Below are 20,488 nucleotides of genomic sequence, written 5' to 3'. Positions count from 1 at the left end.
TTAAAACGTGAACATTCCGTCACATTTTCCCATACGCCCCTGCTTCCGGTCCTCAAAAAAGGAGGAGAGCGGATTCATCCGCCCTCCTCCCGCTTTCATTAAATGTAAAAAACAAAAAGCCTAACGGTCCACATGAAGGATATTTCCGTCAGGGGCAATCAGCACATCATAATCGTCACGGCTGTCCGCAACTTCCACCTTGTAACGGACAAGTTCTCCTTCAGTAATTTTTTCCGCTTCCTTAATCCGGCATCCCGGATAACGCTTCAAAACGGACGCACGGACGGCTTCCGGAAGAGAGGAAGCAGCTATTTCTTCCTTAATCCTCACAATTTTCCCATCAGGAGCAATCTTCACGTCAAACTGGAATCCGTTAATTCTAAATTCAGCTTCGTAGATCCTTTCCATGCCATGCATTTCAGAGTCCCATTCAATGGGACCGGCGTTCGGATAAGCACCCTTGACACTGGAAACGGCGGCAGCCGGAACGGAAGACTCCGGGATATCGGCCAGGGCAGAAGGCATGACCAGTACTGCCGCCGCAAACAATATGTTCTTATGCAGCTTTTTCATGTTATGATTAGACAAATATGTTCTATAATCATTCAATATTTTTCTAAATTCTGAACATCCTGTGCAGCTTTTTTTCCCGAAACCGGCTCTTGATGAAGCATATTAAAAAAGGCTCCCCGGAAAAACCGGGGAGCCTTGAAGCCGATTGCCTTGGTCTCGAAGAAACGGACGGGGCTTACATCATGCCCATGCCGCCCATTCCTCCCATGCCGCCCATGTCGGAAGCTCCGGAGCCGCAGCTGCAGCTCTTCTTCTCGGGCTTGTCGGCAATGACGCATTCCGTGGTAAGCAGCAGACCGGCGATGGAGGCCGCATTCTGCAGAGCGGAACGGGTCACCTTGGTCGGATCCACCACGCCGGCGGAAAGCAGGTCTTCATACTTGTCCGTGGCCACATTGTAACCTTCGGCAGTATTCTTCATGCCTTTCACGTTGGCGACGATGAGGGCCCCTTCGCGGCCGGCATTGCAGGCCAGCTGGCGGAGCGGGGCTTCCACAGCGCGATAAACGATCTGGGCGCCAGTTGCTTCATCACCTTCCAGTTTGAGGGTGTCAATGGCTTTCTGGGCGCGAATCAGCGCCACGCCGCCGCCGGGAACGATGCCTTCTTCCACCGCAGCGCGGGTAGCGTGCAGGGCGTCGTCCACACGGGCCTTCTTTTCCTTCATTTCCGTTTCCGTAGCGGCACCCACGTGGATGACGGCCACGCCGCCGGCCAGCTTGGCCAGGCGTTCCTGGAGTTTTTCGCGGTCGTAATCGGACGTGGTGTCCTTGATCTGGCGGCGAATCTGGGAAATGCGGGCTTCAATATCGGAAGATTTGCCGGAACCCTCCACGATAACGGTTTCATCCTTGGAAACAACCACGCGCTTGGCCTGGCCGAGGTCTTCAATGCCCACGTTTTCCAGCTTGATGCCCAGGTCTTCCGTGATGCACTTGCCGCCGGTAAGGATGGCGATGTCTTCCATCATGGCCTTGCGGCGGTCGCCGAAGCCGGGAGCCTTGACCGCGCAGATGTTCAGCACGCCGCGCAGACGGTTGACTACCAGGGTGGCGAGGGCTTCGCCTTCAATGTCTTCCGCGATTACCAGGAAGGGACGGCCGCTCTTGGCCACTTTTTCAAGCAGCGGAAGGAAGTCCTTCAGGTTGTTGATTTTCTTTTCGTGGATGAGGATGTAGGGGTTTTCCAGCACCGCTTCCATCGTTTCCGCGTTCGTCACGAAGTAGGGGGACAGGTATCCCTTGTCAAACTGCATGCCTTCCACCACGTCCAGCGTAGTTTCAATGCCCTTGGCTTCTTCCACGGTGATGGTGCCGTCCTTGCCCACCTTGTCCATGGCTTCCGCGATGATGTTGCCGATTTCAGCGTCCCAGTTGGCGGAGACGGTAGCGACCTGGGCCACTTCCTTGCTGGAGTCGACAGGCTTGCTGATCTTCTTGAGTTCTTCCACAACGGAATCCGCAGCCTTCATGATGCCCCTCTGGAGGGAGATGGGGTTGGCCCCGGCAGTAACGTTGCGCAGGCCTTCGCGGTAAATGCTTTCAGCCAGCACGGTAGCGGTAGTGGTGCCGTCGCCGGCCACGTCATTGGTTTTGGAAGATACTTCCCGGACAAGCTGGGCGCCCATGTTTTCAAACGGGTCTTCCAGTTCAATTTCTTTGGCCACGGTTACGCCGTCCTTGGTGATGAGGGGGGAACCGAATTTTTTGTCAATCACTACGTTGCGGCCGGCAGGGCCCAGCGTGCTCTTGACAGCCTTGGCAATCTGTTCCACGCCGCGGAGCAGAGCCTGGCGGGCGGTTTCGTCAAATTGGATTTGTTTAGCCATAATGTTAAATATTTAAAATGATGTTGAATGTGTGTGTAGTGCCATTTAGCCGATGATGGCCAGAATATCGTTTTCAGACAGGATAAGGTAGTCTTCCCCGTCCAGTTTGATTTCCGTGCCGCCGTACTTGGAAATAAGCACGCGGTCTCCGGGCTTCACGGTAAATTCAATCAGGGCGCCTTTTTCATCGCGTCCGCCGGTGCCTACGGAGATCACTTCGGCTTCCTGGGGTTTTTCCTTGGCGGTGTCCGGCAGGAACAGGCCGCCGGCCGTCTTGGTTTCAGCTTCAATGCGCTTGACCAGCACACGTTGTCCTAGGGGTTTGATGTTTGCCATAGTATGTTTTTTGATGTTGTTGTAGATGAGTAATACGGGATGTAATGTTCCGCCGGAGGGGGAATTGCTTCCCCCTCCGGCGGGAAGGGGGTTGCTTATTTATCGTCGTCCACGATTTCAGCGTCCACCACGCGGCCTTTCGCCTTGCGGGGACCGTCGGAAGGCTCTTCTTCGGCAGGGGCGCCCGGCATGGGGCCGGCTGCCCCGGCGGACTGCTGGGCGGCTTCCGCCGCCTTGTACAGGGCTTCCAGACGGGATTCCAGGTCTTCCTTGCCAGCCTTGATTGCCTTGACGTCCTTCTTGGAGACGGCTTCCTTGAGACGCGTTACCTTGTCTTCTATTTCACGCTTGAGGTCTGCGGGCAGCTTGTCCCCCATATCCTTAAGCTGGCGCTCCACGGAGAAGCAGAGGGAGTCAGCCTGGTTAATGATGTCAATTTCCTCAGCGCGTTTCTTGTCTTCTTCCGCGTGGGCTTCCGCATCGCGCTTGGCACGCTCAATTTCATCCTTGGAAAGGCCGCTGGAGCCCTGGATGGAAATTTTCTGCTCCTTGCCGGTGCCCTTGTCCTTAGCGGATACATGCAGAATGCCGTTGGCGTCAATGTCAAAGGTCACTTCAATCTGCGGCACGCCGCGCGGAGCGGGGGAAATGCCGTCCAGCTTGAAGTTGCCGAGGAGCTTGTTATCCTCAAACATCTTGCGTTCGCCCTGGCAAATGCGGATATCCACGGCGGGCTGGTTATCAGCGGCGGTGGAGAACACCTGGCTCTTGCGCACCGGAATGGTCGTGTTGCGTTCGATCATCGGAGTGGCGATGCCGCCCATCGTTTCAATGGACAAGGTCAGAGGAGTCACGTCCAGCAGAAGCACGTCATTCACGTCCCCCTGAAGCACGCCGCCCTGAATAGCGGCGCCCAGGGCCACCACTTCATCCGGGTTCACGCCCTTGTGGGGTTCCTTGCCGGCCAGCGTATGGGCCATTTCCTGCACGGCGGGCATGCGGGTCATGCCACCCACCAGCACCAGCTCGTCAATGTCCCCGGTTTTCAACCCGGACGCAGCAATGCAGTCCAGCACAGGCTTGCGGGTGCGGTCCAGAAGGTCTTCCGTGAGCTGTTCCAGCTTGGGGCGGCTCAGCGTCAGTTGGATATGCTTGGGACCGGAAGCGTCCGCCGTGATGAACGGCAGGCTGATGTCATAGCTCTGGGTGGAGGAAAGGGCGATCTTGGCCTTTTCCGCTTCTTCCTTGATGCGCTGAATGGCATCAGGCTGGTTGGAAAGATCCATGCCGGAGTCTTTCTTGAACTCGCCTATAATCCAGTTGATGATTGCGTTGTCCCAGTCATCGCCGCCTAAGTGGGTGTCACCGTCGGAAGCCTTCACCTCAAACACTCCGTCGCCGATTTCCAGCACGGAAATATCAAAGGTGCCGCCGCCGAGGTCATATACGGCAATGTTTTCATTGGACTTTTTGTCCAAGCCGTAGGCCAGGGCCGCCGCCGTCGGTTCATTGATAATGCGGCGCACTTTAAGGCCTGCGATTTCACCGGCGGCCTTGGTCGCGTTGCGCTGGGCGTCATTGAAATAGGCGGGGACGGTAATCACGGCCTCCGTAATCGTTTCGCCAAGTTTGGATTCCGCATCGGCTTTCAGCTTGGCCAGCACCATGGAAGCGATTTCCTGGGGGGAAAAGGTCTTCTTTTCACCGCCCACATCCACGCGGATGTAGGCATCTCCGTTGGGAGCTTCCACAATTTCGTACGGCACCTTTTTATCTTCTTCCGTCAGTTCACTGTACTTACGGCCGATGAGGCGCTTGGAGGAAAACACGGTGTTTTTCGGGTTGGTTACCGCCTGACGTTTGGCGGCCTGCCCCACGAGGCGTTCACCGCTTTTGGTGAAAGCAACAATGGAGGGAGTGGTGCGCGCACCTTCGCTGTTTTCAAGTACGGTACCCTGACCGCCTTCCATCACAGCCATGCACGAGTTGGTCGTGCCAAGGTCGATTCCTAATATTTTAGCCATATCGTTATTTTAGATTGTTTTGAATGGATTTCGTTGAGATTTGATTTCCTCATGACCTGAAGCATCATGCAGGCAAACTCATATTCTTGCCTCTTTTGTTGCAAATGGCATGCCAATCTGGCAAGGCATACTGAAAAATAAACGCAAATGTCATATTATAATCATATTACGCTGTTTTTCCTTTCATTCCTCTATTTTCCCGACAAAGGAAAACGGGACATAATGTCACACCAGAAAAGAGACAAAATGTCACACAAAGTCATTTTGTCCCACTTCCGGGGGAAACCGGATAAAGGCCGTTCCGTCATGAATCCCCCGTGCCGGGAGAAGTTTCCGCGTCCTCCATGGTTCCGCATTTGCCATATGCCAGGCGCTTCATAAAATCCTTGTAAAGCACCGTTTCCATACGGCCGTCGCCGTATTCCAGCACTGCGCTCATGGTTTCCACCCAGTCCCCGCAATTCAGATATCTCACCTTTCCCACCATGGTATCCGCCGGATGATGCACATGCCCGGCGATGATGCCGTCACACTGCCTCTTTACCGCCAGGCGTTGAAGCTGTTCCTCATATTTTCCGATAAAATTGACGGCGGATTTCACGCGGCCCTTGATGGCGCGGGAAACGGAATAATATTCCCTGCCCCGCCAGGCGCGGTATTTGTTGTAAAACCTGTTGACCATCAGCAAAACGTCATAACCCAGAGAGCCGAGCATCGCCAGCCACCGGTGATTGGTGGAAATGGCGTCAAAACCGTCTCCATGCACGCACAGGTAGCGTCTTCCATCCACAGCCTGGTGCACGTACTCCCTGGCAATTTTCAAACCGCCCAGATGAAAAGGCAGGAATTTTTCCAGAATATCATCGTGGTTTCCGCGCAGGTACAGGACTTCCACATCCTCCTGTTCCATCTTTTTCAACAAGGTGCGGACAAAGCGCGTATGCCTCCGCCGCCAGCGGCTGCCGCGGGACAAAGCCCAGGCATCCACAATATCCCCCACCAGCACAATTTTTCCAGCCCGGACATGTTTCAGAAACTTCCGGCATTCGTCCGCCTTGCAGTCTTTCGTTCCCAGATGAAGGTCCGACAAAAAAACCGTGCGGCATTCCAGCACGGCATCCCGCGGGGGGCGGGCGCAGCCGGTCCCGTTTTCCTCCCGGGCCACGGAAGCCAGCAGTTCTTCAAACCTGTCATGGATGGAATCCCAAGTTCTGGAATTCACCGTCCTGCGGGCCTGTTTCCCAAGCCTCCGGATCATCTCCCCGTCTTCCAGCAGACGGCGCATGGCGGAATAAAACCCCTCTTCATCCCCTTTCTCCGCCTGAAGGCCGTTGATGCCGTCCAGCACCACATCCGCGGAAGCGGCATACCGGTAGCTGACCGTAGCCAAACCACTGGCCATGCCTTCCAGCAAAACGTTCCCGAAAGTTTCCGTCTCACTGGCGAACAGCAAAACGTCCATGGCGGCATAATGGCGCGCCAGGTCTTCCCCACGGCGCATTCCGCAAAAAACGGCATCAGGAAACTCACTGCGCAGGCTGTTCATCATGGGGCCGTCCCCTACCACCACCATTTTCATGCCGCAATCCGGAAACTCCCTCTGCAAGCGCGTGTACAGCCCCAGGGCCGCCACCAGGTTCTTTTCCCGCGCCAGACGCCCCACGACGCCAAATACCACTTCATCCCGCCAGACGCCCCATGACTGGCGCAGGGAAGCATCCCTCCTGGCGGGATCAAACAGGACGGCATCCACTCCGCGCCCCATGACGGAAAGGCGTTCAAACCCCAGCCCTTCCAGCGTACGGCGCATTTCCTCCGTGGGAACCACTGTCATCCCTGCCCTGTTGTGGAGTTTGCGCAGGTAATTCACGGCGGCTGTTTCCAGTCTGGAGAAATGGTAATCCTTCATATACTGGTGGAAATTGGTATGGAATCCCATCACCACGGGAACCTCCAGCGTACGGGCGGCCTTCACGGCAGACGCTCCCATGGGGCTTTCCGTAGCCACGTATACCACATCCGGCCTTTTTTTCATCCATCTGGCGCGGAACCTGTCTGCAGAAGGCAGCCCTATCTTCACCTCATGGTACATGGGGAGGGGAAGGGACGGCATAGCCGTCTCCCCAGGGTTGAAAGAGCCGTTCCGTTCAGAAGCCCTCATCACATGCACCAGATGCCCGCGCATCCGGAGGCCGCCGACCAGACGCCCCAGCGTCAGGGCCACTCCATTTACATCAGGTTCATACGTGTCCGTTACCACATCAATTCTCATGTACCGGTACCATGAGCGGAATGGCTTCCTCAAACAAGATGCAGCCGGAAACGAAACCGTCACAAACATCCGGTTATGCCCGCAGCCCCGGCAGAATCAACAGCCGCTCCGGAGCAATTCCGCCACGGCCTTCCCGTTTTTCCCGTACGGGTACGTATCATGAGCCCTCTTTTTTCTATCAGGCCATCTTCCAAAACTGCGTATTGCTGCAAAAAAGAAACAGCCCGTTGAATATCAAACGCTCTCAATCCATGCGCGTTCATCTGCGCATTTCAAATCCGCAGTCAATCAAATTTTTTGAGAAAAAAGGACTCTCATCGTATAGAGAAAGAAAAAAATCACAACGCATCCTGAAAGAAACAATCCCCAATATTGATTTTATCCATTGATAATAAAATCAATAAGGAAGCACCAATTCCTTTTTTCGCTGACATGCGGATTTGAAATCCGCCACAATGCATGCATATGGGATACACAAAACGGAAATGAATGAATATTCAGAAAGACTTTTAATAAAAATAATAACGATTCCCATGTAAAAAAAACGGAAGAATGAGGCGGGACAACAGACGCGCCTTTCCGCCTTTTTCACTTCAGAAAAACAGGATGCATATTTTTAATATGCTGATAACAAAAAGATTAACCAACATTTTTCAACCTATTTTAAACACTGCGGATTAGGAATCCGAATGAAGTGTTCAAAGATGTTTCTGTGAAAAGCAAGTATATTACAATCAATAATTTATATTTTGTTCTAACAAATTTATTCTGTTGAGGGTTGTATCCGGGGAAATGATGGATGATTTTGGAGAAATGCATTTGGTATGAAAAACTGATATTGACGTCGGATTCCTAATCCGCTATTGAAGCACCACTTCCATCCCTGCCCTATCTATCCCATGAAATTGACCAATTGCTATCGCTACATGGCTGTGCTTTATACAGCTTCCTGCGGCGCCGCCTCGCCTCTTTACGGACCCTTGGAAACAGGTTTGCAGGAATCCCAGCTTCTGAATTCCCTGAAAACCTGCAAATCCCTGGAAGGGCCGGAAACAGACGCCTACCTGAGCCGTACAGGGCTGAACGGAGCCTACAAGACGAAAAAACCTATTGGAGGCCTTTTCTTCTCCCTGCATTTCGAGTACGGAAAGGATGGAGGTCTGAAAGCCGTTTCCTTTTACTCCACCACCAAAGCGGGTAAAGAGGAATACGATACGCGCCTGAAATCCCTGTACAAGCGCATGCTGAACGGCCTGACGGGACTTTACGGCCCCCCCATGAACCTGCCGGACTGGATTGAGAAGGAATCTCTGCCAGCAGAGCGCGTTTTGTACATGCACATGTGGCGCCTCCAGCCGGGCTGCTTTCTGATGGCCGGGCTGGCCAATATGGGCGCTTCCGGCTACATTCCCGTTTTCCGAATATCCCCTCCTTCCGGCATGCCTCCCAAATCCAGGAAAGACAGGAACAAACTTAAATCCGAATGGGCGGCGATTCCCGAATTTTACGAATTCATCAAAGCGGAACGCTTCCTGGCCAATGCGGTATTCGCCATGTCCCATAAAAAATACCCGGACGCGCTGCAGCTCTTCCAAAAAGCGGCGGATCTGGGCAGCCCCAACGGATACTGGGGACTGGCCCACCTGTACAGGCTGGGACCCGACGGAGTGGAAAAAAACATGCGCCTGGCGGATGAATACACCAGAAAATCCGCCCTGTCGGGATTTGCGAGGGCTGCCATGAAATTCGGAAAAACGTGGGACCAATTCTGCAAGAGCCAGGACTTCACGGAAGCGGAAGCCAGGGAATGGCAAAACAGGAATCTTCGCGCCGCCAGAGCCGGCTACGCCTCCGAGCAATACAACATGGGAATCATCTGCCTGTACGGATTCGGCGTGGAAAAAAACCTGGAAACTGCCCGGGAATGGCTGGAAAAGGCAGCCTCCCAGGACCATGCACAGGCCAAAGCGGCATTAAAAGCGTTGCCCGATGCCGGGACAGGTAAAGACACTCCCTCCTGGAACCATCCCCCCGGAGCCCCACGGCCCCGCCCCGGCACCCCCTATGAACCCCCGGCCGGGCGGGGAGGCGGGTCCCCCCGCTCCCCTGCCACAAAACGCCAATCATGCAGCACCAGGAATCAGCAGATGCGGGGAAGCTGCATTCCTGAAGGCATCGTCAACACCCGCTCCACTCCAAGAAGTCCCGTCATCAGCAGGGGCGCCGTCCCCAATTCCTCCACCCGGCCTATGACGCAGGCTCCGGCAGATACGCCGCAGCCGCGCATCAGGGTCAGGGCCTCTTCCTCATGCTCCCGTGGGAGAACAGCCAGATAACGTCCCTCACAGGCCACTTGAAGAGGGTCCAGCCCCAACAGCCCGCACGCCGCCCTGACATCCTCACGCACGGGAATGGACATTTCATTCAGCTTCACTGTCAGGCCGGCAGATTCCGCAATCTCCGAAAGAGTGGCGGTCAATCCGCCGCGGGTCACGTCACGCAGGCAATGCACGGGAATGCCGGCACGAATGACGGCGGCCACGGATTCATGCAACGGAGCGGAATCACTTTCCAGGCCGTCTCCGAAAGACAGCCCAGCGCGCAGGCTCATAATCGTCATGCCGTGCCTCCCCAAATCCCCGCTGAGCAGCACGGAATCCCCCGGACGAACGGAAGAAGGGCTGATCTCCAACCCATGGCGCACGATGCCAACCCCGGCAGTATTAATGTAAATGCCGTCCCCCTTTCCGCGCTCCACCACTTTTGTATCCCCCGTCACAATACGGACGCCCGCCGCACGGGCCGCGGCAGCCATATCTTGTGCCACGCGGGCCAGAACTTCCAGCGGAAGCCCTTCTTCCAGAATAAAGCCCGCCGTCAAATACAACGGCTCCGCGCCGCTCATGGCGAGATCATTCACCGTTCCGTGCACCGCCAGTGAACCGATGGAACCGCCGGGAAACTCCAAAGGCTGCACCACAAAGCTGTCCGTCGTCATCGCCAGCCTCCCCGGAGGAATCTCCAATACGGCGGCGTCATTCTGCACGCCTCCGGAAGGGCACCCGAAGGCGCTCAGAAACACGGAACGGATCAGCTCATTCATCAAACGGCCTCCGCCGCCATGAGCCATCTGGATACGGTCGGAAACAGGCTCCGGAACAGGACACTCAAACATGGCATCAACTTCTTTTATAATGATAATAAGCGGCGCAAGCCCCTTCCCCGGACACCATGGGAGCCCCCAGCGGGGCCAGCGGCGTACAGGACGATCCGAAAAAAGGGCACTCTCCAGGACGAATCAGCCCCCTCAGCACCTGCCCGGCCAGGCATCCGGAAGCTTCATCTGCTCCCTGCCTCCCCTTTCCGCATTCAAAACGCAGAACGGCATCCATGTCATTCCACTCACGGCGCAGCCTCATGCCGCCGCCGGGAATCAGCCCCAGACCGCGCCAATGGCGGTCTTCCGGCTCAAAAACTTCATTCATTCTTTCCTGTGCCGCCCTGTTCCCACCGGGCTTCACATAACGTCCGTACGCATTCCGCACTGCATATTCCCCGGCTTCCAGCTGACGGACGCACATCAGAATGCCGCGGAGCAGGTCCGGAGCCTCAAACCCCGTCACCACCATGGGCGTCCGGTAACGGGTGGCCAAACGCCCGTAATCCATTTCCCCCGTGACGGCGCAGACATGGCCAGGGGCCAGGAAGGCGTCCGGCCTGCCCTCATCCTGCTCCATCAGCCATTCCAGAGCCGGGGGAACCTGCACATGGGCGCAGAGAACGGAAAAATTGGCATACCCCAGCGCGCGGGCCTGCTGCAGGGCAAGCGCCGTAGCCGGGGCCGTCGTCTCAAACCCTACGGCAAAAAACACCACTTCCGTATCAGGATGGGTTCCGGCATAAGCGACCGCTTCCAGCGGAGAATACATCAAAAGCACGTCTCCCCCCCTGGCCTTGGCGGAAAACAAATCCCCGCGGGATCCCGGCACCCGCATCATATCCCCGTAGCTGCACAAAACCACGCCGGGCCTCAGGCTCAATTCCACGGCCTGGTCAATCAACTCCACCGCCGTCACGCAGACCGGACAGCCGGGGCCGTGAATCAGGCGCAGGCCGGGAGGCAACAGCTCCTCCAGCCCCAGAGAGGCAATCGCATGCGTCTGGCCTCCGCATACCTCCATGACCGCCCACGGACGCGTCACAGCATGGCGCAATTCTTCAATCAGCTGCCGGACTTCCTCCTGCATAAATATTCATTAAATTCGGGAAACGCCCCCTTACAGCGGATCCGTTTTTTCCACAATTTCCCTCATTTCCCTGCGGGTTTGAAGAGCGGTTTCCTCGTCCAGCACGCTCAGGGCCATGCCCACGTGAACGATGACGTAATCCCCCGGCACGGCTTCCGGCACACAGGCCAGATTCACTTCACGGGTCACGCCGCCAAAATCCACCACCCCCAATCTGAACAAAGGGTCCGTCTCATTGACGCTCACAATCTTTCCGGGAACGGCCAAACACATATCCTATCCTTTCCATTGGCGTACGACCGCCGCAACCTGCCCCAGGGAAATTCCCCCGTCATTGCACGGCACCCGCTGGGGCAGAGCCAACTGGCACCTTCTAGACTGGGCCATTCCCGCCAGTCCTTCAAGCAAAAAGGCATTCTGAAAACATCCGCCGCCCAGCACCAGCCTATCCAGGCAGAAACGCTCCGCCACGTCAAAGACCAGATTCACCAGGCTCTCATGAAACTTGCGGGCGATGCAGCCGCGGGAAACGCCTTCCAACAAATCTTCATCCACAGACTTCATCAGCGGCCGCCAATCCAGTTCCAGCAATCCCTCTTCTTCATGCATGACCCATTCATACGCGTCCCCCGGCATTTTTTCCCCGGAAGCTTCCGCGGCCCATGATTCCAGCATCATGGCGGCATGGCCCTCACACCCCGCCGCACCGTCAAAACCGCACCAGAAAGCCACGGCATCAAACAACCGCCCCATGGACGAGGAGGACGGACAATGGATATTCCGGGCCATCATCGCCTCCAGAACCTCGCGTTTCCGCACAGGCATCCCCCTCTCCAGACGCTTATCAAGCCCGTCCGTACGCCACGGCCCCATCTGACGGGCCAGGGAACAGGCGCACCGGGAAGGTTCCCGAACCGCTTCGCCCCCACCGGGAAGAAGAAACGGCCTGAGGCGGGCCACCCTGCGCGGCTCACCCTCTTCCTCCAACACAAAAAATTCCCCTCCCCATACCGTTCCGTCCGTACCGAACCCCGTCCCGTCCCAAGCTATGCCCAAAGCGGGAAACGGCGTTTCATTTTCCACGGCGCAGGCCAGCACATGAGCCTGATGATGCTGCACAGGGACAACCGTTGCATTCCACTTCCGCGCCAGACGCCGGCCAAGGGCAAAAGTGGGGCCGTCCGGATGGGCGTCCACGGCAATTACCTGCGGAACGGCATCCAGGGTTCTGCCCAGCGCCTCCACCGTCCGCTCAAAAGCGTTCAGAGAAGCCGCACTGCTCAGGTCACCGAGATGCTGGCTCATGACAGCCACGCCCCTTTTCAGCCAGCAGATGGTATTCTTCAGTCCGGCCCCCAGGGCGAGCACGTCGGGAGCCGCCGCAGATGTGCGCCACACAGGCCGCGGGGCATATCCGCGAGCGCGGCGAACCATCATGGCCCTGCCGTCCGTAACGCGGACCACGGAATCGTCCACGGGCCGCACTACCGGACGGTCATGCACCAAAAACACATCCGCCACATGGCCCAGTTTCTCCAGCCCCTCCTCCACGGAGATGCACAGGGGCTCGCCGCTCAGGTTCCCGCTGGTCACCACCAGAGGCCTTCCCCACACATCCATCAGCAGCGCATGAAGAGGGGAAGACGGAAGCATTATCCCCACAAAACGGCTGAACATGCACACGGAAGGAGCCAGATCCACATCCTTCCTCCCCCGGGCCAGCACAATGGGGGCGGCCGGAGAAGCCAGCAGGCGCCTTTCCTCCTCCGACAGGCGGCACAGCCTCTCCGCCGCAGCCACATCCGGCACCATCACGGCAAAAGGCTTGGCGTCACGCTCCTTCAACCGCCGGAGACGCCTGACGGCAGCTTCCGAAGAAGCATCCGCCAGCAATTGAAAACCTCCTACGCCCAGCAGGGCCACGATCAAACCGTCCGCCAGCACCCATGCCGCCTGTGCCGCGGGGGTATCAAACCCATGGCCGAACCCCAGTCCTGAACCATCTGAAAACAGCACCTTCACGGAAGGGCCGCAGGACGGGCAGCCGATAGGCTGTGCGTGAAAACGCCTGTCCTCCACATCCTGGTATTCCCTCCGGCACTCCGGACACATTCGGAACCCCTTCATGCTGGTGCCCGCTCGGTCATACGGCATTGTCTCAATAATAGAATAGCGGGGACCGCAGTGCGTGCAGTTGGTAAACGGATAATGATACCGGCGGGAAAACGGGTCGCGCATTTCTTCCAGGCACTCCGGGCACGGAGCCAGATCCGGCAGCATCACCGGAACGCCTCCGGGGGTGGAATCGCTTTCCTCAATGCGGAATTCCTCAAAACCGGCAGGCTCGCATACGGTACGCTCCACTCCATAAACCCGGGCATGCTCCGGCAGGCCGTCCATCAGCGCGGTCCAGAAACGCTCCGGAGCGCCGGACTCCCCTTCCACATGAATCTCCACACCGGACTCCGTATTGCGCACAAACCCCTTCAATCCGTGCCGTACCGCCAAACGGTACACATGGGGACGGAAGCCGACCCCCTGAACCATGCCGGCTATCTCAAATTTCAATGCCGCGGCGGCCTGTTCAATGGTGGTGATGGCCATGATGCTGAATCGTGCCTTCCCGGGCGCGGCGCGCACGTTCCACAATCTCCTCGCACCAGGCCTCCATTCCTTCGCCGGTCTTGGAAGACACCTCCATCACGTGCGCATGATGAGCCACCTTGTTCAGGGCGGCCAGGGCGGCGTCACGGTTAAAATCCACGGCATCCGCCAGATCGGACTTGGTCACCAGGGCAACATCCGCAGAATGGAACATGGGAGGATATTTCAACGGCTTGTCCTCACCCTCCGTCACGGAAAGCAGCACCACGCGCACGCCTTCCCCCAGGTCATAGGAAGCCGGGCAAACCAGATTGCCCACATTTTCAATAATCAAAACGTCGAGATCATCCAGAGGCATTTTCTTCATGGCCTCCGCAATCATGCGGGCGTCCAGATGGCACATGGTGCCCGTTGTAATCTGCACTACGGGGATATCCGCTCGGCTCAGGCGTTCCGCATCATTATCCGTCGCCAAATCCCCTACGATAACCCCCATGCGCACACGGCCGCGGAGCATCTCCGCCGTCTTCTGCAACAGGGAAGTCTTTCCTGACCCCGGAGAAGAAAAAACATTGATAACCAAAAGGTTTTTTGCAGCAAAAAAACCTCTGTTGCGCTCTGCCAGCCGGTCATTGGCATCCAACACCGGAACATGGACGTCCATGCCGTGGCCGTGACTTTCATGGGAGAGCTCCCCCCCGCATCCACATTCTTTACACATAATCAATACTGATATTAGATTCCCAAAGAGAAAAAAAACTCATCCGTTTCACGTCATACTCCTATGAAATCAAACAAAACTGCCCCGGTTTTCTTTTTAGCGCGGGAGGAAAACATTTTTCTATAAAGGGAAAGATGCAATGCTCCATACGCAGAAAAACTTTTGGGAACACCTTCTTATCATTTCCCCTTGCTGTTCAATATTGTTGTTTGACATCCGTTTACAAATCCGCAGGCACTTAAACCCGCATGCCCCACAGCCCGCGCAAAAAATCCGGATCATTTAAAAAACACTAAAATCGCCAATAATTAATCCTTTTCCCATTTCCCTCACTTCATGTAAAACCGGAATAACCGTCCCCATCCTCCTACATAGGGTCATTCATCTGGTTTCCACCGAAATTCCTCATCATAAGCATGTGGACTTGCCAAGGCATAGGAATTCTGTAAACTGTTTCGTCCTCAGACAACATCCTTTTTTCCAGGTTATGCCAGACGCTCGCTTTCAACCACTTCCCGGATTCCGCGATTTTGCACCGGCGGACTGCGCCGTGCGCAACTATCTTTTCAACGCATGGAAGAAGGTGGCGCATCGTTACGGATTCCTGGAATGGGAGGGCCCGACTGTGGAAGCCACGGAGCTTTATCTTAAAAAGAGCGGAGGCGAGCTGCCCACCCAGCTCTTCCGCTTCACGGACCAGGGGGACCGGGACATCACCATCCGCCCGGAACTCACCGCCTCCCTGGGACGCATCGCAGCCGCCTACCAGCGCGAATACACCAAACCGCTCAAGTGGTTTGAAATCGGCTCATGCTTCCGTTATGAAAAACCCCAGAAAGGGCGTCTGCGCGAATTTTATCAATTCAATGCGGACATTCTGGGAGAAGCCTCCGCGTGGACGGATTCCGAACTGATAGCCCTGGCCATCGACTGCATGAGGGAACTGGGCTTTACGCAAAACGACTTCATTGTGCGCGTCTCTGACCGGGAAGCCTGGATCAGGTTTGCTTCGGAACACGGCGTGCAGGAACAGGATATTCCCGCTTTCCTCGGCATTGTGGACAAATTTGAACGTGACCGCCCGGAAGAATGCCAGCGCAAGCTGGACGCCTTTCATATCAACCGCGGCGATCTGGTGGCCTTCATTGAAAACCCGCCCGCCGGAGCGTCCGAACGCTATGACATCCTGATGAAAGACCTGACGGCCCGCGGGCTGGACGGCTATGTCAAGCTGGACTTATCCGTAGTGCGCGGACTGGCATACTACACCGGTCTGGTTTTTGAAATCTTTGACACACAGCGCAGCCTGCGCGCCGTAGCCGGCGGAGGACGTTACGACACGCTGGTAGGCGCCCTTTCCAACAACGCAGTGGACATGCCGGCAACCGGCTTTGCCATGGGGGATGCCGTCATCACCCACCTTATTGAACAGACGCCCCATGCCAGGGCGCTGAAAGATGCGGCGCTGGCCTCCGCAGGCTGCGACATCTTCATGGTTCAGGCATCTGAAAGCCGCCGCGCGGAAGTTCTTGCCATCGCCTCCGCCCTCCGGGACCAGGGATACAGTGTGGACCTTCCCCTCACGCTCACCAAAGTCAACGGACAGCTCCAGAAGGCCGTCAAATCCGGCGCCCGCGCGGCCTTGATCGTGGGAGATGAATTCCCGGTCATGGAACTTCGCGACCTGGGCGCGCGCACCTCATCCCCCGTCGCCATGGACGACCTGTTTGACGCCGTGGCTTCACTCACCGGAAGCAATTGACACCGTTCTTTCCTCTTCTTCCATTTTCAATAAAGATGAACTCATACCGCACTCATACCTGCAGCGAATTGCGCGCTGCGAACATCGGCAAGCCGACCACCCTCATCGGCTGGGTAGATTCCGTCCGGGACCATGGCGGCGTCATATTTATCGACTTGCGCGACCGCTCCGGCATCACGCAGGTAGTCTTTCACCCGGAAGTCAATCAGGATGTGGCGAAAGCCTCCCAGCAGCTCCGCTCCGAAGACATGATCCAGATTTCCGGCACCGTGGCCGCCCGCCTGAAAACGGATACGGTGGACACGACCAATGCGGACCTCCCCACCGGGGAAATCGAAGTCTCCGCAGACACCCTGAACGTCATCAACAAGGCTGACGTGCTCCCCTTCCAGCTGGATCGGGCCCTCTCCAACGAAGACCTGCGCCTCAAATACCGCTTTCTGGACCTGCGCCGCCCGGCCATGGCCCGCAACATGCAGATCCGCCACCGCGTCACCAAAGCCACGCGCGACTATCTGGACGAGCACGGCTTTCTGGAAATTGAAACGCCCATCCTCTCCAAATCCACGCCGGAAGGCGCACGGGACTTCCTGGTGCCCTCCCGCCTGGCGCCCGGCAAATTCTACGCGCTGCCCCAGGCCCCGCAGCAATACAAGCAGCTGCTCATGGTAGCCGGCATGGAACGCTATTTCCAAATTGCCCGCTGCTTCCGTGACGAAGACCTGCGCGCGGACCGCCAGCCGGAATTCACCCAGGTGGACATTGAAGCTTCCTTCATCACGCCGGAAGACATCTACAACCTGGTGGAAGGCCTGCTCAAACGCGTGTACAAGGAATCCCTGGGCGTGGACATTCCCACCCCCTTCCCCCGCATGACCTGGAAGGAAGCAATGGATCAGTACGGTTCCGACAAGCCGGAACGCCGCTTCGGCATGAAGCTGACGGACGTCTCCTCCATCTTTGAAAACAGCGGCTTCAAGGTATTCGCCTCCGCCGTAAGCAACGGCGGCGTGGTCAAGGCCATCAACGCCAAGGGATTCGGTTCCGCCTCCGTTGGCCAGATTGACGCCCTGACGAAAACTGCCGTGGAAGCCGGAGCCAAAGGCCTGGCCTACATCAAGGTGCGCGAGGAAGACTGGAGAAGCCCCATCTCCAAATTCCTTTCCGACGAAGAAAAGCAAAAACTCACGGAAGCCCTGGACATCGAAACAGGAGACCTCGTTCTCTTTGCCGCCGGCCCGTGGGAACCCTCCTGCGATATCCTGGGCCGCGTGCGCCTGCAATGCGCCGAATTCATGGAACTGCTCAAGGACAACAAGGAACGCGACTTTCTGTGGGTTATTGAATTCCCGCTGGTAGGCTGGGATGAGGAAGAGCAGCGCTGGGTCGCCATCCACCACCCCTTTACCCGCCCCGTCAAGGAAGACGAACAAAAACTGCTCAGCGGGGAACTCTCCGCAGACCTTCGCGCGCAGGCCTACGACGTGGTGCTCAACGGCACGGAGCTGGGAGGCGGCTCCATCCGCATCCATGAACGCGACCTGCAGTCCGCCATGTTCAAAGCGCTCGGCATCACGGAAGAACAGGCCCGCGAACAATTCGGCCACATTCTGGACGCTTTCAGCTTCGGCGCTCCGCCCCACGGCGGCCTTGCGCTGGGACTGGACCGCCTGGTCATGATGATTTGCAACGCGGAATCCATTCGCGAAGTCATCGCATTCCCGAAAAACAACCGGGGAGCGGATCTGATGAGCGACTCCCCCGCCGCCGCGGAAGACCGGCAACTGCGCGACATTCACATTCAGGTGAAACTGCCCGCTAAAAAATAGCCGGAATCTTCAAACAAAACCCCGGATGGCAATCATTCCATCCGGGGTTTTTTCATGCAGAAAAAACAGGGCTCCCTTTCCCAGCAGGCAGCACACCATTCCTCCCGGCCTTCTTCCCGCGCCTTCAACTCGCCCGGGATACGGCAACCTTCCCGTCGTCCATAACGGCCAAATAAACTCCGGACCGGGCATGCCGGATATTCGGCCCAATTTCCCAACCGGAATGTGGCGGCCTCCGAATAAAACCAGAATAAACCGGTATCTGAAACAATCCGTTTTCCTACCCTTTCAGCACACATTCATCCCGGGGCGCCGTGAAAGAGCCGGCACCGATTTCAATATTCAAAATCCGGCAGGGATGCTGGCGCTGTTCCGAGGCGCAATGCCGCATCCCCTGAATCAACACCCTCAAATCACCTGCCCGGTCATCTTTCCTCCACCCGGAAATGAGCAAACGAAGGCATTGAACCCTCCCATCTCCATTCGTCTGAAACCAGATAGCCATGGTTTCATCCGCAGCCATGCGGCAGCCCCTTCCGGCAAGCTTGAACATTCCGGAGTCCTCCGAACACTCCATGCTGTCCCAAACCACATCCTTGATACCGCATTCGGCTGAATTCCTGACGGCAATCTTTCCGCCGGGAAACCATCCCATATGAAACAGCAGGCATCGCATCAGATAGGCACGTCTTAAGGCGCAATCCTCCCGATGGGTGCCGAGACCAAGAGATTTTCTGGCGCCGCAGAACTTGCTTCCCCGGTCGATAGTCAGCCGGACCTTATAACTTCCGGATGTATTCTTCCGCAATTCGATTGATCTATAGATGGACATGCAAATATTCATACAATATCCAAAAACTATATATATAAAATCAAACGGGCCTAGAATAAAAATGTTAGAAAATTACACAACTTAATATAAAACAACATCATCAACAAAATACCTAAATAAAGAAAAATCAAAATATTTCACACCCAGGATACTCCTTCCATGAACGGCAATACCGGCCGTTCCCAGAAAAGCTATTCCCCTTTCTGACAAAAAATAATCCTAAGGCATGAAACACCGGCGCCGCATTCCCCTCTCCTTTTCAGGAACAACGCAGCTCCCTCCGGCAAAACGCTCAACCTGGGCAGTGGAACTTCATCTTCGGCACTACGAGGAATTTGGCATGGAATTCATTCAATAAAAACTCAACATCATTCCGTCCCCCCACCACCAAGCGCCAGCCCCGTTACAGGGAATAAACAGGAGGCAGAAAAACTTCCCAGGCCCCGCTTCAAAACTTCCGCTGTGTCATTTACCAGGGACAAGGGGAGCCGGTTCCTCCCCTTGCGGCATGCTACGCGAGAGAACTGTTTTCCTTTTCCCGGCTTCCCGCCCTTCTCCGCCAGCACCATACCAAATAAACCGCGGCAGCCCCTCCATTGAGCAGTCCTGCCATAAACAAGACCGGAGCGCCGCGGTTCCATTCCCAGGCAGCTCGTATATCCCCGCGGGCCATTTCCGCATACCCTCGCGTCATGCCGCACAACGGGCATTCACGATGCGGCACGGCAACAGAAGCCGCCAGAGAATTCATCCTGTCAGGGCTAATTGCCAGCGCCATGAGGGAGGGCGCCAGCAACAGGCAGGACAGAACAGCCCATACAGGCAGCCATACTTTCCTGACCACCCAGCTATCACGGCATGAACGCCATGAAGAGCGCCCGCCATTCATCGCCGATCTTCCTAAAAAGGTTCAGGAACTACAAATCCTGGGAGCCTGTTCCATCCGTGGGGGACATTCCATCCGCCTCCCCGGACTGCCTCAATGGCTCCCTGTTTTCCAGCTCCATCTGCCGAAGCTCCTTTTGAATTTCCAGAGCCTTCTTTTCCACATAATCCTGGTGCTGTTCCATGTAAGTCACGGTAGCGCTGGCCATCCATGCCTGGACAATTCCCGCAACGGCGGACAGGACCAACGCGATAATGGCAACAACAAGAGCCCCTTTGGGTGAACCTTTACTGACAGCCACAATGCTCATGATCAGAGCAATAATGGCAAGCAGCCCCGCAGGAATCAGAGTAATCCAGCCCAGGCACGGGAAAAAACCGATCAATGCCAATACCAGGGCGATAATGCCGAGAACAAGAGCGGCCGTGCAGGAAGGAGAACCGCTGCAGCAGGACGAAGGAGAAGAAGAATCAGAAGTATTCATCATAACGTTATTTTATAGGGTTCAGTGAAAATTCCTTTGGGAACCTTCATTCTTTCCCCTTACTGGAAGAAAACTTTCCTGTCAAGATGC

The 20,488-nt window shown here is 56.2% G+C and carries 16 protein-coding genes and 1 pseudogene; 4 read left to right on the top strand and 13 right to left on the bottom strand.

Going from position 1 to position 20,488, the window contains the following annotated elements; translation table 11 throughout:
• Window positions 1-120: 120 nt before the first annotated feature.
• The 5 genes from BHW66_RS05600 to BHW66_RS05580 form a co-directional block, all read right to left on the bottom strand.
• Window positions 121-573 (bottom strand): PepSY-like domain-containing protein, encoded by a 453-nt coding sequence (locus BHW66_RS05600; RefSeq protein ID WP_022198272.1) that lies wholly within the window; start codon window positions 571-573, stop codon window positions 121-123.
• A gap of 175 nt (window positions 574-748) precedes the next feature.
• On the bottom strand, window positions 749-2,404 hold the full coding sequence (groL, locus tag BHW66_RS05595; RefSeq protein WP_035196530.1) for a chaperonin GroEL: 1,656 nt from the start codon (window positions 2,402-2,404) through the stop codon (window positions 749-751).
• A 42-nt stretch (window positions 2,405-2,446) separates the two neighbouring features.
• Complete coding sequence (groES, locus tag BHW66_RS05590) at window positions 2,447-2,737, bottom strand: co-chaperone GroES (RefSeq protein ID WP_012420445.1); 291 nt, start codon at window positions 2,735-2,737, stop codon at window positions 2,447-2,449.
• A 95-nt stretch (window positions 2,738-2,832) separates the two neighbouring features.
• The gene (gene dnaK / locus BHW66_RS05585; protein ID WP_094139853.1) at window positions 2,833-4,761 is read right to left on the bottom strand and encodes a molecular chaperone DnaK; all 1,929 of its coding nucleotides are present in this window, start codon (window positions 4,759-4,761) and stop codon (window positions 2,833-2,835) included.
• Window positions 4,762-5,065: 304 nt separating this feature from the next.
• A complete protein-coding gene (locus tag BHW66_RS05580; protein WP_218823129.1) occupies window positions 5,066-7,033 on the bottom strand; it encodes a glycosyltransferase in 1,968 nt (655 codons plus the stop codon).
• 38 nt (window positions 7,034-7,071) lie between these two features.
• Between BHW66_RS05580 and BHW66_RS05575 the strand changes: the two genes are divergently transcribed.
• Together BHW66_RS05575 and BHW66_RS12795 are read left to right on the top strand one after the other, a co-directional pair.
• Window positions 7,072-7,422: a hypothetical protein gene (locus tag BHW66_RS05575; protein WP_286688943.1), complete on the top strand. Its 351-nt coding sequence runs from the start codon at window positions 7,072-7,074 to the stop codon at window positions 7,420-7,422.
• 510 nt (window positions 7,423-7,932) lie between these two features.
• A pseudogene (locus BHW66_RS12795) lies at window positions 7,933-8,976 on the top strand (tetratricopeptide repeat protein); the annotation flags it as partial.
• Window positions 8,977-9,173: 197 nt separating this feature from the next.
• Here BHW66_RS12795 and hypE read toward each other — a convergent pair.
• From hypE to hypB, 5 genes are read right to left on the bottom strand one after another with little or no spacing between them, the layout of a single operon-like run.
• A complete protein-coding gene (gene hypE, locus BHW66_RS05565; RefSeq protein WP_022198277.1) occupies window positions 9,174-10,208 on the bottom strand; it encodes a hydrogenase expression/formation protein HypE in 1,035 nt (344 codons plus the stop codon).
• 4 nt (window positions 10,209-10,212) lie between these two features.
• The gene (gene hypD, locus BHW66_RS05560; RefSeq protein WP_215834140.1) at window positions 10,213-11,280 is read right to left on the bottom strand and encodes a hydrogenase formation protein HypD; all 1,068 of its coding nucleotides are present in this window, start codon (window positions 11,278-11,280) and stop codon (window positions 10,213-10,215) included.
• Window positions 11,281-11,310: 30 nt separating this feature from the next.
• Window positions 11,311-11,553, bottom strand: a complete 243-nt coding sequence (locus tag BHW66_RS05555; RefSeq protein WP_102738740.1) for a HypC/HybG/HupF family hydrogenase formation chaperone — start codon at window positions 11,551-11,553, stop codon at window positions 11,311-11,313.
• Between the two features lie 3 nt (window positions 11,554-11,556).
• Entirely contained in the window at window positions 11,557-13,884 is a 2,328-nt protein-coding gene (hypF, locus tag BHW66_RS05550; RefSeq protein WP_286688942.1) for a carbamoyltransferase HypF, read from the bottom strand.
• The gene (gene hypB / locus BHW66_RS05545) at window positions 13,865-14,548 is read right to left on the bottom strand and encodes a hydrogenase nickel incorporation protein HypB (RefSeq protein ID WP_232051397.1); all 684 of its coding nucleotides are present in this window, start codon (window positions 14,546-14,548) and stop codon (window positions 13,865-13,867) included. Before hypB ends, hypF begins: the two co-directional genes overlap by 20 nt.
• Window positions 14,549-15,092: 544 nt before the next feature.
• Here hypB and hisS point away from each other — a divergent pair.
• Window positions 15,093-16,367: a histidine--tRNA ligase gene (gene hisS / locus BHW66_RS05540; RefSeq protein WP_102734486.1), complete on the top strand. Its 1,275-nt coding sequence runs from the start codon at window positions 15,093-15,095 to the stop codon at window positions 16,365-16,367.
• Between the two features lie 35 nt (window positions 16,368-16,402).
• Window positions 16,403-18,196, top strand: coding sequence for an aspartate--tRNA ligase (aspS, locus tag BHW66_RS05535; RefSeq protein ID WP_022198282.1), 1,794 nt, complete (start codon window positions 16,403-16,405; stop codon window positions 18,194-18,196).
• A gap of 280 nt (window positions 18,197-18,476) precedes the next feature.
• Here the strand turns inward: aspS and BHW66_RS05530 are convergent, their stop codons facing one another.
• The 3 genes from BHW66_RS05530 to BHW66_RS05520 all read right to left on the bottom strand — a co-directional run bounded on the left by BHW66_RS05530 (window position 18,477) and on the right by BHW66_RS05520 (window position 20,401).
• Window positions 18,477-19,028, bottom strand: a complete 552-nt coding sequence (locus BHW66_RS05530; RefSeq protein ID WP_143247052.1) for a hypothetical protein — start codon at window positions 19,026-19,028, stop codon at window positions 18,477-18,479.
• A 511-nt stretch (window positions 19,029-19,539) separates the two neighbouring features.
• Window positions 19,540-19,872, bottom strand: coding sequence for a DUF2752 domain-containing protein (locus tag BHW66_RS05525; protein ID WP_179219218.1), 333 nt, complete (start codon window positions 19,870-19,872; stop codon window positions 19,540-19,542).
• Between the two features lie 73 nt (window positions 19,873-19,945).
• Window positions 19,946-20,401: a hypothetical protein gene (locus tag BHW66_RS05520; protein ID WP_046436968.1), complete on the bottom strand. Its 456-nt coding sequence runs from the start codon at window positions 20,399-20,401 to the stop codon at window positions 19,946-19,948.
• Between the last annotated feature and the right edge of the window lie 87 nt (window positions 20,402-20,488).

The organism is Akkermansia sp. 54_46 (genome assembly GCF_001917295.1).
Lineage (GTDB): Bacteria > Verrucomicrobiota > Verrucomicrobiia > Verrucomicrobiales > Akkermansiaceae > Akkermansia > Akkermansia muciniphila.
Note: the sequence above shows the minus strand (reverse complement) of the source record. Positions and strands in the feature narration are given on the sequence as shown.